Origin of the sequence: Segatella copri (genome assembly GCF_949820605.1) — a bacterium.
In the GTDB taxonomy this organism is placed as follows: Bacteria; Bacteroidota; Bacteroidia; order Bacteroidales; family Bacteroidaceae; genus Prevotella.
Genome location: NZ_CATKVU010000008.1, coordinates 1 through 16,559, shown reverse-complemented (window position 1 = coordinate 16,559; position 16,559 = coordinate 1). Strand labels below are relative to the sequence as shown.

At 47.1% G+C, this 16,559-nt stretch carries 9 protein-coding genes and 3 pseudogenes; 2 read left to right on the top strand and 10 right to left on the bottom strand.

Annotation, left to right across the window (positions count from 1 at the left end; all coding sequences use genetic code 11):
- Positions 1 to 58 precede the first annotated feature (58 nt).
- The 8 genes and pseudogenes from RCO84_RS16645 to RCO84_RS16610 form a co-directional block, all read right to left on the bottom strand.
- Positions 59 to 1,057: pseudogene (locus tag RCO84_RS16645) on the bottom strand (DNA methylase); the annotation flags it as partial.
- Positions 1,058 to 1,160: 103 nt separating this feature from the next.
- Positions 1,161 to 2,846, bottom strand: a complete 1,686-nt coding sequence (ltrA, locus tag RCO84_RS16640; RefSeq protein ID WP_317511389.1) for a group II intron reverse transcriptase/maturase — start codon at positions 2,844 to 2,846, stop codon at positions 1,161 to 1,163.
- A 677-nt stretch (positions 2,847 to 3,523) separates the two neighbouring features.
- Positions 3,524 to 8,275 (bottom strand): annotated as a pseudogene (locus RCO84_RS16635) (N-6 DNA methylase); the annotation flags it as partial.
- Entirely contained in the window at positions 8,262 to 8,711 is a 450-nt protein-coding gene (locus RCO84_RS16630) for a DUF1896 domain-containing protein (RefSeq protein WP_233905992.1), read from the bottom strand. The gene RCO84_RS16630 and the pseudogene RCO84_RS16635, both read right to left, overlap by 14 nt.
- A gap of 179 nt (positions 8,712 to 8,890) precedes the next feature.
- Positions 8,891 to 11,047 (bottom strand): type IA DNA topoisomerase, encoded by a 2,157-nt coding sequence (locus tag RCO84_RS16625; RefSeq protein WP_233905991.1) that lies wholly within the window; start codon positions 11,045 to 11,047, stop codon positions 8,891 to 8,893.
- 98 nt (positions 11,048 to 11,145) lie between these two features.
- A complete protein-coding gene (locus tag RCO84_RS16620) occupies positions 11,146 to 12,804 on the bottom strand; it encodes a DUF4099 domain-containing protein (RefSeq protein ID WP_262302262.1) in 1,659 nt (552 codons plus the stop codon).
- Positions 12,805 to 12,835: 31 nt separating this feature from the next.
- Positions 12,836 to 13,189, bottom strand: coding sequence for a helix-turn-helix domain-containing protein (locus tag RCO84_RS16615; protein WP_373690145.1), 354 nt, complete (start codon positions 13,187 to 13,189; stop codon positions 12,836 to 12,838).
- A 2-nt stretch (positions 13,190 to 13,191) separates the two neighbouring features.
- Complete coding sequence (locus tag RCO84_RS16610; RefSeq protein WP_262302261.1) at positions 13,192 to 13,491, bottom strand: helix-turn-helix domain-containing protein; 300 nt, start codon at positions 13,489 to 13,491, stop codon at positions 13,192 to 13,194.
- 241 nt (positions 13,492 to 13,732) lie between these two features.
- Between RCO84_RS16610 and RCO84_RS16605 the strand changes: the two genes are divergently transcribed.
- Positions 13,733 to 14,020, top strand: coding sequence for a helix-turn-helix domain-containing protein (locus tag RCO84_RS16605; protein WP_071122342.1), 288 nt, complete (start codon positions 13,733 to 13,735; stop codon positions 14,018 to 14,020).
- Between the two features lie 93 nt (positions 14,021 to 14,113).
- The gene (locus RCO84_RS16600; protein ID WP_217758001.1) at positions 14,114 to 14,428 is read left to right on the top strand and encodes a helix-turn-helix domain-containing protein; all 315 of its coding nucleotides are present in this window, start codon (positions 14,114 to 14,116) and stop codon (positions 14,426 to 14,428) included.
- A gap of 123 nt (positions 14,429 to 14,551) precedes the next feature.
- Here the strand turns inward: RCO84_RS16600 and RCO84_RS16595 are convergent, their stop codons facing one another.
- Both RCO84_RS16595 and RCO84_RS16590 read right to left on the bottom strand, forming a co-directional pair.
- Entirely contained in the window at positions 14,552 to 14,947 is a 396-nt protein-coding gene (locus RCO84_RS16595; RefSeq protein ID WP_233339746.1) for a hypothetical protein, read from the bottom strand.
- Positions 14,944 to 16,216, bottom strand: a pseudogene (locus tag RCO84_RS16590) (site-specific integrase). The gene RCO84_RS16595 and the pseudogene RCO84_RS16590 overlap by 4 nt, the downstream one beginning before the upstream one ends.
- Positions 16,217 to 16,559 lie beyond the last annotated feature (343 nt).

Genomic DNA, 16,559 nt, shown 5'->3' with positions numbered 1-16,559 from the left:
CCTTCCTTTCTTGTTGTACTATAGTATCTGCGTAGAATTCTCCCGATTTGATAGTGTTGTTTTCTTTTTGAGATTTATCACTTATATCCTTTTCTGGAACAGGTGGTGCCAATTCTAACTGTATTTTTCTGTCCAACGCCGCCAGTTCCGCTTTAAGACCTTTCAGTTCTTCCTCTTTCTTCCAAGTCTTGCCAGCTATCTCTTCCAGTTGCTGTATTTCCTTTTCCAAAGCCTTGCATCTTGAATCATACTGCTCAATGTAGCTTGGTATCTTCTGTAAGGCATTCAGAAAGTTGTTTGCAGCTGCTATCGGGTCCGACTTGGCAATGTGACCGTAGTTGTACTGGTACTTGTAATTGCCCTCGACAAAAAAGCGGTTGTCAACAAATGGAAGACCATTCTCGAAACTTGTCTCGCTGACAATCTTGACAGGGAATCCGTAGATTTCTCCAATCCGCTTGTATTGTCCGCCTGTCGTCTCTTTCTCCGCCAACCTCTGTAGATGCTTTCCAATAACCTCCAAGTTCGTGGACTCCACACCATCGAGAGTGATGAGGTTGAGGATGTTGCCGTCCTTGTCTTTCTTGGCTTTGCCCATAAACTTGCCGTAGTCCTCGGTCATTCCCTTGAGAGAGGCTTTGTTGTTGCCCAGCTCTGCCGTCTTTGACTGCAATTTTGTTTCTGAGTCACGCTTACCCTTGTTAAACGATTTGCGCTCACCCTCCAAAGAAGCAATCTTCTTCTCCAGCTTCGCCTTGTCGAGCAAGTCGGTATTCCCGGAGAGAATAGCCATATACTCTGAAAAATTCATGCCCGATTTCTCGTCCATCGCTCCCTCGTCAATGGTTCTCGCCCCCAAGGCTCCGCTTTTCAACTGCGAGATGAAGGTCTGCTTGCAGTGCAGGAGGTTGAACTTGTACGAGTCAAGCGACTTTTCCACCGCATAGATGATAATGTCCACCTTATTGTCAGCATACAGTTTGGCAATCTCGTTGCCTGCACGCACCCCTCGACCGTCACGCTGTGCCAAGTCTGATGGTCGATCGGGTAGGTCAAGGGCATTGCTGCCCTCTTCCCCCCTAAGAACCGTACATGAGAGTTTCCCCTCATACGGCTCAAGCTTTTCTAAGCCTCTGTTTGTATGCAGAGACCGGCTCAAACTACTTCTTGTTTCCATTTGATTTGCGGGATAATTTAAAACATTCATCATGAACCAACAGATTGCATTTCTTTCCGTTTTGAACGGTTGGCATGACATTCCATGCCTTGTGCGTATCAATAGGCTCACCGCATATAGGACATTTGCGTCCTTGCTTTTCCCATAGGTACAGCAGTGACTTGCGTCCTTTTAGCGTAACAAGCATTTTCGACTTCTTTCTTTTATAGAAGTACAGACGACAGTCTGCATCAAACGGGTTCATGTCTCCTTTAATCTGCGTGTATTGCAGGAATGGAAACGATGAAGTCAGAGACAATAATGTCAATTGGTCTTCCTTTCCGTTTGGTTTCTTGAATTTTGAAGCGAAAGTCCATTTGTTCCCTCGAATGTCATGCCAATATCGGTCTTTTATCCACCGTTTCCCTTTCTTGGAATGACGGCGTTTTGCCCATTGCCATAGTGAGAGGAATATCTGATGGTCGATTCTGTGAAATGAATCACGTGTCGCTCCATGCTGATAATAACCTCCCCATCCTCGGATTTTAGAGTTCAACATTCTGATTAACGACTCCTGTCTGCAACCCTTGTTCTCCTTAATTACCTTACGGATATTCTCCATAAAGCGTTTCTCGGATTTCTTTGTCGGCTTGGTCAATATGTCCTTGCCGTATTTGCGGATATTAAAGCCAAGAAAATCAAAACCGTCATGCACGTTGGTTATCACCGTCTTTTCCTCTGATAAGGTCAGACCTCTTTCAGACATAAATTCAGCAACCAATGGCTTGATTTCATTTTCAAGAGTTTCCTTGTTCTCGCAAGTGATGATAAAATCATCCGCATAACGTACAAGGTTCACCATTGATGAATACAACTTACCATTAACATGATGGCGCTTATATCTATCTGCAAGAGCTTTCTGCAATCCGTCCAAAGTCATATTGGCAAGTGTCGGAGAAATTATACCACCTTGCGGTGTTCCTTCCTCGGTCGGGAACATTTGCTTGTTGAAAACATAGCCACATTTCAACCATTTTCGGAGTATTGCCTTATCCATTGGGATATTGGCAAGTAACCACTCATGGCTGATATGGTCAAAACACCCTTTTATGTCACCCTCCAAAATCCATTCGGGAGAATATCCCTTTCGGAGAATGTTATGACATTGCTGTATTGCATCCATACAGCAGCGTTCCTTGCGGAAACCGTATGAACGAGTATCAGCTGTAGTTTCTGATACAGGCTCCAATGCCATAAGATAGAGTGCTTGCATGGCTCTGTCTTTCATTGTCGGTATTCCCAACGGTCGCAGTTTGCCGTTGCTCTTCTTGATATGAACTCTTCTCAGCGGCATTGGCTGGTAGCCTCTGCGTTTGAGTTGGGTTATTGCTTGCATTTTAGCTTTAGGGGTATCCCATATTTCTTTGTCAACCCCAGGAGTACAACCACCCCCGTTAGAAGTAACCCTCTTTACGGCTAAGGCTTTTGCGTAAAAAGAGTGGGTAAGCGTCCATTGCAAGGCTTTCACCTTGTTATGTCTGCCTTCCTTCTGAGCCTTTACAATACGAGCTTGAAGCTTCTTAACAGCTTGCTCCGCCTTAGTCCAGTCTATTCTGTCCCAATTTGATTGCAGGTTGTCAGTCGGCGCACACGATTGGTCGAGGAGATTTTCTTTGATTTTATCGTTCATTTGCATTCCTACTTTAAAAAGTTCTAAAAGTTTATTGTAAAGAATTACCATTTGGCTAATGTTGGGTATTTGCCTCCCAAACATTACCACAGAAGTCTGCCCACTTTCGTGGTAGGTTGATGTTGTCCCTTGTCAACTCGTGATAAGTGGCTCAAACCCTATCCGTCCCATTACAGAACGGCATTCGCTTTCTCTGTTATCTTATACCTGCACATCATTCAGCATCCATTACTTTCAGCTTACCTGTCTTTTGTCTGACAGGAGATGTACAGGCTTACCATGTTCCACATAGATAACTAACGGATAGGTTAGGTTCTGTCTCATCCTCCGACGGTCTTTACATCCGTGTAATCCTACCATGGAGAGGATTATCTGACCGCATCCCATTTTGGGTAGAGTGTATCAGTATCTTGCACTCTTTTACGACATTACGAAGTTTACTAACAGTTCGCTTACGCTAACCATACTATCCAGCCTCGCCACTCTACGGTATGATACTAACCATACTTGACTTCCCCTCACGGTTCTGTCTTGTCTTGTGAAAGTGTACTTTGTCCCGACCGCTTAATACAACATTAAGGTGCATCGGTCGGTAGGCTACCGCTGACGGAACAGCGGGTTAAAACTGATACTTAAAGTATCATTCCAACAATTATCTATGCGACTTCATGTCGCACCCACGGTGTGTCCAAATGATGAATAGCAACACACCTTTTTTGTGCATTTACGCCTGTACCTAACATAGATGTGGAGCCGAACAATACTCGTACCGAACCCTCGTTCATGGCTGCTATCACCGCCTTTCTTGCCCTCTCGTTCTTGCACTCCTGAATGAAGCGGATTTCAGATGAAGGTATTCCATAATCCTCTATCAGCTTACGCTTGATTTCAGAATACACGTTGAATTCCCCAGGTCTGTATGTGCCAAGATCTGAGAATACGAACTGTGTGCCCTTGTAATTGTCATAGCGTTTGTAATAGTCCGCTATCATCTTGGCACAATGGCTTGCCTTGTTGTCGGGATGATCCTCACAAGTCGGGTCTATCATGCGCATGTCGAGAGCCATCTTTCGGGCATAGTCCGTGGCTATGAGCATCTTTGCCTTTTCCTCTGTTTCCGACAATGGCAGTCTGCCGAGGATGGTGGCATCACCCGTCTTGGCAAACTCCATCAGCTTTTGGATGAAGTCCTCCTGCTCGGGTGTCGGTGGTATGTTATGAAGAATCTCGTTCTTCTGTGGTCTGTCCACACCAACCGCCTCCGCCGTGCGATAGTCGGTTATCTCGTTGTAGAAAGCAGCAAGCTCCGGTACCTTGATGAAGTATCTGAAACGTTCCTTCTGTACGATGTTGTTGGTGACGTTAAACTCGAAGTCGGTAGTTTTCTTGGCGAAGATTGCCGCCCACGCATCGAAACAGCGGATGTCCTGACGCTCCAGTTCCTTGGGGCGCAGGTACTTGAAAAGCAGATACAACTCAGTCAGTGAGTTACTGATGGTTGTTCCCGACAGGAATGTCGCTCCCAGATCTCTGCCTGTCCGCTCCTGTATGGTACGGATAGCAAAGAGCATGTTGAGTGCCTTCTGGCTTCCCTCGCTGTTGCCAAGTCCTGCCACACGGTCGTGTCTGGTGTTGAACATGAGGTTCTTGAACTGGTGGCTCTCGTCCACAAACAAGTGGTCGATGCCCATCATGCGGAAATCCACCACATCATCGGTGCGCTGCTCGATGCTGTAGGCTATCTTCTGCAACTTTGCCTCCAGATTCTGCTTTCGCTTTTCCAGTCCTTTGAGCATTCCCCGTGACACGTCTTTGCCCTGCGTGCGTATCACTTCCAAGTTTTCCTCCACGGTATCAAGCTCCGCCTGCAATATCTGCCGCTGGAGTTCTGGCGATTGCGGTATCTTCCCGAACTGGTCATGCGACATGATTACACAGTCATAGTCGTTGTTCTTGATGTTGTTGAAGAAGCTGACACGGTTCTTGGTGGAAAAATCCTTCTCCGAGGCATAGAGTATCCTCGCATGGGGATAAGCCGTCTGATAGGTGACGGCAATCTCCGCGACATTGGCTTTCAGCCCGATAATCATCGGCTTGTGAGCTATACCGAGACGTTTCATCTCATGCGCAGCCATGCACATGATGAGGGTCTTGCCTGTACCTACGGCGTGGTCACATATCCCGCCGCCGTTCTGCAAAAGCATCCATACACAGTCCTTCTGACTTGGGTACACACTCTTGACACCATACTTTCCGCCAAGGGCTTTCAGATCCAAGCCGGGGAAGGTCTGGTGAGAACCGTCATACTTCGGACGCACGAAGCAGTTGAACTTCCGGTTGTACATTGTGGTCAAGCGTTCCTTAAAGGAGTCAGACTGCTCCTCCAGCCATTCAGAGAACCCGTTGCGGATTTCGTCAATCTTGGCATTGGCAAGCTGTATGCCCTCGCTGTCACGCACCTTGATGTCGTTGCCGTGTTCATCCTCACCGATGCTCTTCATCATGTCGGGACAAGTGTTGTGCAGGGCATGTTTCAGAAGACTCATGCCGTCATAGTTGCGGTAATATCCCTTCACCATATACTCATCCGTGATGGCCATGGTCTTCATACTGCATTTTGCCGAATATTCGTCCATGCTGTCAGAATAGACGATGCTGACCTGTGTATTGAAGAGGTGGCTCATGTAAGCGGAATACACACCTGTAGGTATCCAACGCTCACCGAAGTTGAAGTCCAGGTCCTCAAAGGCTATCGGTTCGGGAATGCTTGCCTTCAAGGCTTCCAACGACTCCCTCACGATTGCATGGTCGGGATTTTCCTTCAGCCATTCTTCTATACGCTCCGCTTTCTCTATGACATTGCCAGCAATGAAGCGGTCGGCTATCTCGTAGCCGTCTATGAGCGGATTGTAATAGATGCGCCCTTTAAGCGCTTCCGTCAGTTCCTGTTCCGGCATATCCGATAATTCTGTCATATACGGCAAGTCGATACGGCCGAACTTGTTGAGCGAGGCGGTGAGCGCTTCCTCTGGAGAATCCACATGACTGACCTCGTCAAGCGAAAAAGAGACCGGGTGGTCGAAGATGTCAGATTTTGTGAACTGTCCGTTTTCTACCCGTTCCAACGACAGCATGTCGCGCCCTGAGGCATCCATAAGGATGAACTTCACGTTCTGCTTGGCATTGAGGTTGCCGAAGCGAATGAAGAAAGCATCATAATAGACATTCAGACTCTCACGCATCTGCTTGTTTTCCGTCTGTTCTTCCGCTTCATAGGTGTAAAGTTTCTGATAGGCATCACGGAGGGCGATATACAAGACTGCCTTTTCTTTCTGCTCCATATTCAGATCCAACGGCATGAAGGTAGCACCATACTTGGTAAGGTCTTTCAATACACCGATGTTTTTGGCAGAGTCGAGCACCATAGAACCCTCACGATGAAAACTTTCCAGTTTCTCATCAAATGGACGGGGCTTCATAGCATCCTCTTTCTTCTTTGCCTGCTCTTCCCGCTTTCTTTCTTGCTCTTTTTGTTGTTCTCGCTCATGATTTGTTTCTTCCAATGTGCTCTGAGTCTTGGAATCTTCTTTTGCCTCATTCCCTTTCGACTGCCCATGCCCGATTTGAACTTTGAGAACTTCTATCGGTTCCATCGGCGGCTTGAACTTCGGATCAAGCGTATCTTCAACGCCCAAAGCCTTGAGCTGTTCCTGACGGTGCAGTTCCGCCTTTTGGCGCAGCAGCACCCTGTCTTCGGGAGCCATGGTCATCATCATCTCGTAAAAGCCGTTGATTGGCGGATTCTCTTCCCAAGAGATGCTTGCGTATGGCTCATCCCCAGGCAGGATTGGTTTTGTCTCCTGTGCTGTTTCCTGATCTTTTGCATCTGTCAACGAAGGCTTTTCTTCTTTTTCCACAGGCTTTGTCACAACTTCAAAAGTCGGATTGACGCTTTTTACCAACGGACTTGCTTTCTTCCTTGACACTTTCTTGGCGACAGCTCCCACTGTTACCTCTGCTTTCTTCTTTGTAGCATGGACAGTCAGACGTTTTTCTTCTTCCATTCCCCAAAGGTCAAACAGAGTCATTTGGACTGGTGGCTGCTGATGATTAGACTTTTGGGATAGCTCAGCATCATCAGTAGGCTTTTCCTGCTTTTGCAAGGATACTACCGTATCGTTCTGCTTTTCCTCAATGGACGGCTTCATCTTCTCTGTTTTTTCTATCTTTTCTGTTCCTTCAACCTCCTTAACTTCCTCAGCCTTTGTTTCCTCTATCCCCAAGTATCGGTTCAAATTGAGGTTCTTCTTAAAGTCTTCATGGAGCATCCTTCGCAAATCCTCTGCAATGCCTTCCACACCATCCTCATGCGTGTATATCATTGCAGGTTTGCCGAACGGGTCGGTGTCCAACTTTGCCGTTGTATGGATAATGCGTTCCGGATGCTCCAGAAAGTAGTTGCTTGTCGGAATGCGGTTCTCGTCATTATAGACGGTATCAAGCAGGTTGTCGTCTCCTCGCAGCGACTCCTTTTGGCTGTTTTTCTGGAGGATGATGAGGTCACTGCCCACTTCCGTATTGGCATTTTCCGTGAACAGGTTGTTGGGAAGACGAATCGCTGACACGAGATCTGCATGATAGAGCATCATAAAACGCGCGGCACTGTTGTTTTTGGCATTCAATACGCCTTGTGAGGTGATGAAGGCAACCAACCCGCCGTCCCTTACCGTATCAAGAGCCTTGACAAAGAAGTAGTTGTGTATGCGTCTGGTGACAAGAGCCCTCATGCCTTTCATGGCTGTATAGGACGGATCAAACACGGCAACATCGCCAAAGGGAATATTTGAGATGGCGAGGTCGAAGTAGTCATTGAAAGGCTTTTCTATCTTCTCGAATCCCTCTATGCGCACTTTCTGCTCCGGGTGCAGATGGCGGAGTATCTTTCCCGTAAGCAGGTCTTTTTCAAATGCCATAATGTCTGCCTTGGGATTGTTATCCAAGACGGAATCGACAAAAGCTCCGATGCCTGCCGAGGGTTCAAGCACCTTTTCGGGGATGATCTGATGCTCTTTCAACACATCCACCAAAGCCTCTGTAATGGCTGACGGCGTGTAGAATGCCGTGAGGACAGACTGTTTCAGACTGTCCATCAACTGTTTGTACTCGCTTTCATTCTTGCTGTTTTCACGGATAAGTCTATGCAGCTCCACTGTTAGAGCAAACAATTCAAGGTCTGACTTTGCCCAATGGACGGCATCCGCCAGTTCCCTGGCAGGGTTCAGGATGCACTTCAATCCCCCGAATCCGCAGTAACGCTCCAGAAGGAGACGCTCACGGGCAGTCGGCGTGCGCTGTTCCCTGTCAAGGATGAATGCCGTCTCTATCGCCTTGATGTTGTCGTTCAGACGTTGTTTTCTATTGTATGCCATTTGACTCTATGAAAAGGGCAACGGCTCCCGTCAACTCTGTATAGAGCTGGTCATAGTCCGGTGACTGGGCAAAATTGTCATCGGTGAGGTCGTAAATGGAATACACGTTGTCAACCAAAGGCAGGAGGTTCTTGACAAACGCTTCCTGGTCTTCTACTGCTACCTCCAGGGGAAACTCACTGTCAACAACATCATACAGGATGCTGTACTTGGAAATATGGAGACCTTTCAGTAATGCTGACATGGCAAGCTCTTGTGCCGCATCGGCAAAGAGGGCATCACGCCGTGCCTGCTCATATACTTCTGCGGCATGGTCTGCACGTTCGCGGATAAAGTCCGCATCGCTGGCTTGTGGAAAACGGTTTTCTCTGAGGTGGTTCAAGAGGTACAGTCCGTAATAGGACAGTTCTGTCTGTGCCTGTTTCTTTCTGTTCATTTGTCTGTTGAATGGATTAAGTGGTGAATAATAAACCGTGGATGGCGGTTGATGTTTGTTGAAAGCAAGAAAAAGGCACTCGGTATCCCTCCGAGTGCCGCCACTTAATCCACAGTAAATAAAAGCATCCTGAATCAAGACACCATTTATGAACCATGTTTCGGTGGCAAAGGTACAAACTATTTCTTGTATCTCTTCACATTTCCTCGCTTTTCTGCTGTTTTGTGCTCTGCAAAGACGAATTTCGTGTTGAAATTCTCGTCAAAGGCAATGGCTGCGGAGAACGATTTGCCTTGCTTGCTGGTGAAACCATTGAGCGTTCTGGTCTTGCCCTTGGTGAGCAAGTCGGTGATGTCGGCATCAGTGAGCAACTTTCCTGCTACCTGCTTGAACACTGGCATACCGCACTCCTTGTTGCTGCATCTTACTACCTTTCCGAAGAACTGCATGGTACCTTGCTTGCATTTAGGACACTGGCAGCCGGAATCCTTGTGGCTGAAAAGTCTGTCACAACCTAACAATTCCGCAGTGATTTCACGGGTATAACCTTCGATACTATGGGTGAACCCGTCTGCACTTGCTTCACCTCGTTCAATCTTGGCAAGTTCCGCCTCCCATTTGCCCGTCATCTCCACATTGGCAATCGCCATGTTCTTCACCACGGAATGCAGGGCGAGTCCTTTTTCCGTCGGCACAAGTTTCTTCTGCTGGCGCACCATATACTCTCGTTTGAGCAGGGTTTCGATGATGGCGGCACGTGTGGCAGGTGTGCCAATACCGCTGTCCTTCATTGCCTGGCGCATCGTATCATCTTCTATCTCTTTGCCTGCGGTCTCCATTGCTGCAAGCAATGTGGATTCCGTATGCAAAGGCTTCGGTTTGGTCTTGCCCTCCGTAATGGTGCAGCCAGAAAGAGTGATATGCTGTCCTTCTTGCCAGTTGGGAATGACTTGCTCCTTGAACTCATTGTCTGTTGCGCCTGCATCCTTGTCCTGCCTTTTGTTCTTTTCCTTGAGCGACAACGCTCGCCAGCCAGTCTGTCGGATGATGGAGCCACTGATGCCAAATTCGACGTCATGATCCACTTGCGCCGATACTGATGTGATGTCCTTGATGCAGTCTGCTGAGAACGCTTCAATCATCCGGCACAATATCATGTCATAAACGATCTTCTCGTCCTTGAAAAGACCAATGGCTGCATTTTCTGTGATGAGCAGGGCATGGTGATCGGTCACCTTGGCGGCATTCACGCTGTTCTTGCTGTAGTCCTCACTGCCAGGCAAGAGTTTCACTTTTTCTCCATATTCCGAATGATTCTCCAGATTCTTGAAGAGTTTGGGAAGGGTGGCAAATACATCATCCGAGATATAGCGGCTTGATGTTCTTGGATAGGTGATGAACTTTGCCTCGTAGAGTTTCTGGGCGATGGAGAGTGTATGCTCTGCCGTGAAGCCATGCTGGGAGTTGGCTTCTTTCTGCAAGGTGGTGAGGTCGTAAAGGAGCGGTGCCTTCTCCACCTTTCGCTTGGTTGCGATCTTTGTGATGATGACAGAACCTGTTTCTTTCACCTTATTATATATATCGGTTGCGGTAGCTTTGTCTGTCCATCGGTTGGCAGATGTGAACTTCAGTATATTGCCACTGTCTGCATCAACCACACCGAAGTGTACCTGCCAGAACGGTTTCGACTCGAAACGCTTGTGTTCCCAATAGCGTTCGCACACCATGCCAAGGGTCGGAGTCTGCACACGACCTACGGAATAGGTGCCACGTCCTGCGGCTATCGTCAGGGCCTGCGTGCCGTTGATGCCGACGAGCCAGTCTGCCTCACTTCGTGCCTTCGCTGCATGATAGAGATTGTCATACTCCTTGCCATCCTTGAGGTTCAGAAGTCCCTCACGGATGGCGGTGTCCGTAAGCGAACTGATCCAGAGACGGTCGAAAGGTTTCCTGCAACCAAGATACGCATAGAGGTATCGGAAAATCAACTCTCCCTCACGTCCGGCATCGGTTGCTACAATAATGCGCTCACTGCTGTCAAACAGCTTGCCGATAATTTTTATCTGGGCAAGCACACCTGCATCTGGTTTGTAGCCGTTCTCTGTCTTGACTTGTCGGGGAACAAGAACGAACGGGTCGGGAATCACAGGCAGATTCTCCGCATGGAATCCCTTCATGCCGTAGGTTTCCGGCATGGCTGGCTGCACTAAATGTCCGAATGCCCATGTCACATAATAGCCATTGCCCTGCATATAGCCTTCCTCACGCTTGTCAGCTCCTACAATGTGGGCGATTTCCTTGGCTACACTTGGTTTCTCTGCGATGATTGTCTTCATTGTCTGTTGTTTTTGTGACATCCGCAACCGTGGGATAGACGGTCGCAGATGTCGGTTGTTATGATGGATGATTAACTCTGTGGATCAAGTGGCGGCAACTACATCTTCACGCTTCTTGCCTTTCTCTTTGGCTTCTGTTCCTCGGCGCTCTGTTCCTTCTGCTGCTTTTCGTTCTTTGGCGCAGACTGTCCCGGACTCAGCGGCTCCTTGGTGTGCTTGGTTGCCTCATGGGTCTTGCCCTGCTCGTTGACGGCGACTTGTACCTTGTTCTCGTTGGTAGGAATCTGTTCCTTTGCCTGTTTGATGTCTGGATTGTTGCGGTAGGAACGTGGCTGCATCTTGTCGAAATCGAACTTCACGTAGGCGGTATAGGTACCGCTGCCGTTCTTGTTCGGCACTTCCTTGATCTCGATGGTCTTGCCTGCCACATAGTCGTCCTTCTGCTGCTCGGTCAGTTCCTTCTTGAAATAGGTGTTGAGTCGGCGGATGGTTCCATCCTCATTGAGCCAGTGGTTGGGATCTTGCTGCTTCTTCTGACCACCCACATCACCTTCTGCCTTCTGCTCCTGCTTGTCAGCGGTTTGCTTCTTGTCTCCATTCTGTTTCTGACCTTGCGCCTGTCTTGTGCTGCCAGGCACGAACTCCACGCCACGCTGTTCCACATTCACCTGCAGCAGCGGTGTAAACTTGCGCCCGTTGGCAAGCTCAATCTCCTTACGAAGCGGAATACCTGAGTAGAGCACTCTCTTGTCGTCCTTGGTAATAGGTGTCTTGCCGATGGTATCGGGTATGCGCACCTTGTTGGTAGGGATGTCCACAATCTCATTGGTGAGACGGTCGATACTGATGAAATGAGGACGCAGTTCACCTGTGTTCTTGTCGGGGAAATCCACTACCTTTCCGAGGTTACCGTTCTGCAACAGGTTCTTCTTGTCCTCTGGAGTGAAGGTATAGCCTTTGTAAGCGACATCGAGTTTTGGCTCGTTGCGCACGAAATGCGGCACGAGTTGCAACTGGTCGTTATCGTCCTTACGGAATGACAGACGGGCCTGTATCTCTATCTGTTCACCGCCGAAGGTCGGCTTCACAATCACAAGCCCCGTCTTGCCGTAGTTGAGCAGGGCTTTCATATCCTTCTCATTCATACTGTTGAAGTCTATGCCATATTTGGCACCAAGTTCCTGCAGGTTCACATCGTTACCACTAATGAGGTTCTGCTTTACACCCGGAGCGGTCTGTGCCTGCTGTTCGGTTGCGGTCTGTTCTGGTTTCTGTTCCATGTCGTTCTCTTTTTCGTTGGTTTGTTCAGATGATACATTCTCTTTTTCGGTGTTAGCTTGCGTCTTGGACGCATCGTCCGATGATGCGGTTTCTTTCGCCTGACCTTCCGATTGCTTTGCCTCTTTCTCATAATTGGAGGTGTCAACCTTGTGGGCAGAAAGAATCTCCTTGTTAGCCTCCGGATCTTTCAGCAACTCCTTCATCACGCCAAGCAGGTTTTCCACCTGGTCTGCCGCTATGCGATAGAATCCGAATCGGCTTGGCTCCTTGCACTGGCGGAAGAAGTTTCTAAAGAAACTGTCCATCAAGTCACTGTTGCGGTCAAAACGCAGGAAGTCGGACGTGTTCTCCGCCTTGGCGGGTGCTCGCTTCGGTGTGCCGTCTCTGCTGAGTCCGGCGACGACGCTGATCTCGCCCGTCTTTTCGTCACGGACTACCAGCACGTCCTGTTCATCACTCTTTTTCTTTTGTCCCATAATTGTAAATGTTTAATGGTGAATACTTTTGTTATTTGAATTTTTGGTGAATGCGAGTCATATAATGCTCTACATTCTCCTGATTGAAATCCTTCACGTTGTTCTTGATAAATTGCTTCACGTCTTCCTCCGTGTAGTAGGTCTTCTGTCCCAGCCGCTTGTAGGGAAGCACTCCCAGACTGCGGTAGCGTTGCAGGGAACGGGGAGAAATTTGAAACAAAAGACAGAGATCCTGGTTGTCGAGCAATTTCTCGTTGATGCCAGAGCATCCCTTGTCCTCTCCGCTTCGCTCATGTCTCAACATCAGCATGTCATAGATGCCGTCAATCTTCTTGTGCAGGTCATGCAGATATAATTCCAATCGTCTCAATGTTCCATCTTCCATACTCATGTCTCCTTGGCAATGGTTCGTTCCTCAATCAATTTCTGTACAGCGTTGATGCTATATCTGCATTGTCCGCGCACCATGAAGTACTCGATGCTGTTGGTAGAGCGCAAGCGCTGCAGGGTTCGCTTGCTTATCCCAAGTATTCTTGCTGCATCACTGCTTGTCAGCACAAGTTCCATGCTTCTTCTTTTGGTATTTTCTCTCGCATTGGAATATATGAGAGCTACCAACTTTGCCACGTCGGCAATCTGTTCTGTCAGCATCTTAAAGGCTGGACTTTCCATTGTTATTACTTCCATTTTGATTCCGTTTTAAATGTTACAAACTTTGCTGTTTTGATTTCTCGGTGGCAAAATTAATCATTTGCGAAATACCCGTTTAACAACTCATTAATGACCCACGTATAATTTTCTTGATTTTTCTTGCCAAGCGGTCGGCAAACCCCAGAAAAGTACTGCCACAGTTATTCATTTTCATTGTTTTTCAACATACACACATTAACTTTGCACCCGAATTTGTTGAACCAATAAAACAGAGAATATGGAAGTAGTAACAATGGAAAAGAAGGCATTCGACTTGATGATGGCAAGATACGATGCCTTGGTAAAGAAAGTTGAGTTGCTGAAGCATAAGGCTAACGGCAAGCGTCTGAACAAATGGCTTACAGGTCATGAGGTCTGCCAGCAACTTCGCATCAGCCAGCGCACCTTACAAAAACTTCGTGACCGCCGTTTCTTGGGGCATACCCAGATAGGTCGCCAATTCTATTACTGTCCCGAAGAGGTCAAAGCCATCGTTCCGCTTATCGCCAGAATCAAATCGGTATAGCGTAAAGCCAAACTCGCCCAAGGCAAAGCCGAAAACTTCACCCTGGGCGAGCCAACACATTTTATATTCACCACTTAATCCAAATTGTAAACAATGAACATGAACCAACTTCTTACGCATGAGAGCAAGTCGATAGACACCGCCATGCAATCCTTGAAGAAAGCCAACAACTGGCTATCTTCATTCATCGAGTCCTACAGCCCACCTTTGAACGGGGAGCGATACCTCACCGACAAGGAACTCTCCGAGCATTTGAAGCTTAGTCGCCGCACCTTGCAGGAATATCGCAAGCAAGGCATTTTGCCCTACATTATATTATGTGGCAAAACCCTCTATCCGGAATCCGAGATACAAGCACTTCTCACTGGTAATTACCGCAAGCCGATAATCGACGGCACTGTTTCATAAGAGGAGGGTACTGCTTCATAATAGTGAAACAAAAATAGCGTACAGGGTACAACGACAAAAATCGTTTCCTCTGTACGCTATTATTTATAAAGGTGTAGGAATCTTATTAAAAGATGAGAGATTCTAACTTGCACCTCTTGGCATCGTTCCGTTCATCACAATAATCATCGGATACTCGTGTTTTACTTGCTCTGCATGGCAATCCTTGCGGTTTACAACCTTACTGATAAACCATTGTCTGAACAACAAGGCTTGGTATGTATCCATTTGAAGTGCTATGGCGATAATCACTTCCATATCATAGACATGCGCAGAATATCCATTTTCAAGTTTGATGTATTGAGAAAGCTGGAAATCTTTCAGCACACTTTGTTTCCAAATGCGCTTGATGGTATTCTTCACTGCTGTCCCTGTTACATTCAACAGTTCGGCAATCTCCCAAACTGTCATCCACACCTCACCATGATGTGGGGCGTAGATGACCATTTCTTCTTGTATTGTTATCACTTGTCGTTTCATACTCTGCCATTTATAGTGTTAGTATTATCGTTGCAAACATTTCCAAACGTGAATTCCTCAATGTTATTAATCTGCTGAGACAACTTTTCCACGTCTTTGCTCAATTTCTCCTTGGTAATCTTGGCATACACCTGGGTTGTCTTTATGTCCTTGTGACCAAGCATTGAACTCACGGTTTCTATTGGAACTCCGTTGGAGAGGCAAACCGAGGTTGCGAACGAATGACGGCTCATGTGCCAGGACAGCGGCTTGGTGATACCACATCTTCTTGCCCAGTCTTTTGAGCGAATCCATACAACTTTGGTAGTTGGGTACTGGAAACACCCTGCCGTCTTCACACAATCCACGGTATTTTTCCATAATCTGCTTGGGATAATCAAGCAACTTGATGTTGGCTTCCGTTCCAGTCTTCTGTCGATGGATAACGATCCATTCACCTTCATCGAAAAATTCCTTGATGTTCTCTTCCTTCAAGTTGTACAGATCAATGAAAGCGAGACCTGTAAAACAACAGAACAGGAACAAGTCACGCACCATACTCATCTTCTTTCTTGTGATAGGTGTTTCCATCAACAGGTGAATCTCTTCTTTGCTCAGAAACTCTCTTGTCGTCTCTTCTTCCTTGTACTCATATCGTCTGAAAGGGTCTTTTACGAGCCATTCATTATCTATGGCACGGAATACCATTGCACGGAGATTGCGGACAAACACCATCGCAGAGTTTATCTTCAAGTGCTTGTCGGTTCTGAGAAAAGTCTCGTAGTCTGTGATAAAAGGCAGCGATAACTCTTTCAGAGCAATATCCTTCACATGGTAATGCGTCTGCAAGAACTCGCCCACATAGGCACACCCGATTCTATACTTCGTGTATGTACTCAAAGATTTCATGCCAGCCTTATATTGCTTTTCCATTTCATCACGGCTTTGAGAATAGACTTTCATCAGTGTATGGCAACGATACTCCAAGCCAAGAAAGGCGTTCTTCACCTTGTCGGCAGTGACGAAGTTGTCCCTGTCCATAATCTCCTGATAATGCTTGCTGATACTCACACGCATCTTGTCCAATTTACGGTTCACCTCCAAAGCCTGCATACTCTTACCTATCATGCGTCCGCCCTTGGTGTCCCACAAATCTGGATTGGCAGTTGTCTTGCAACTGAACTGCGCCTGTGTTCCGTCCACTGTGATACGTCCCATAACTGGAACAGTACCATCTTTCTTTACTACCTGTCTTTTGAGGTAGAAGATAATTGAAAATGTACTCTTCATAACGTCATTCTTTTTTGCGTTCAAAATTAATACCTGAAGAGTCTTTTCTTGCTACGCATTTCACGGCAGAACACGGCAAATTTGGTTCGTAACCAAAAAACTTACGTTGCTCATTAGTAACTCACTATAAATCAGAGCGTTCAAATTCAATTCGTAACCTTCCTCATTCTTCCGAACCTTAACATTCCCCATTTGGGGTATAGGTTACGGATAGGTAACGTTCCTCTGTCTCATCTTGTCGTATTCCCGTCTTCGTCTGTCCTCGCCACTTTTAACCAAAATGAGGAAAGTAACTGATAACCAGTAAACTTTCCTCATTCTTCTCTCAAACACTTTTTATATG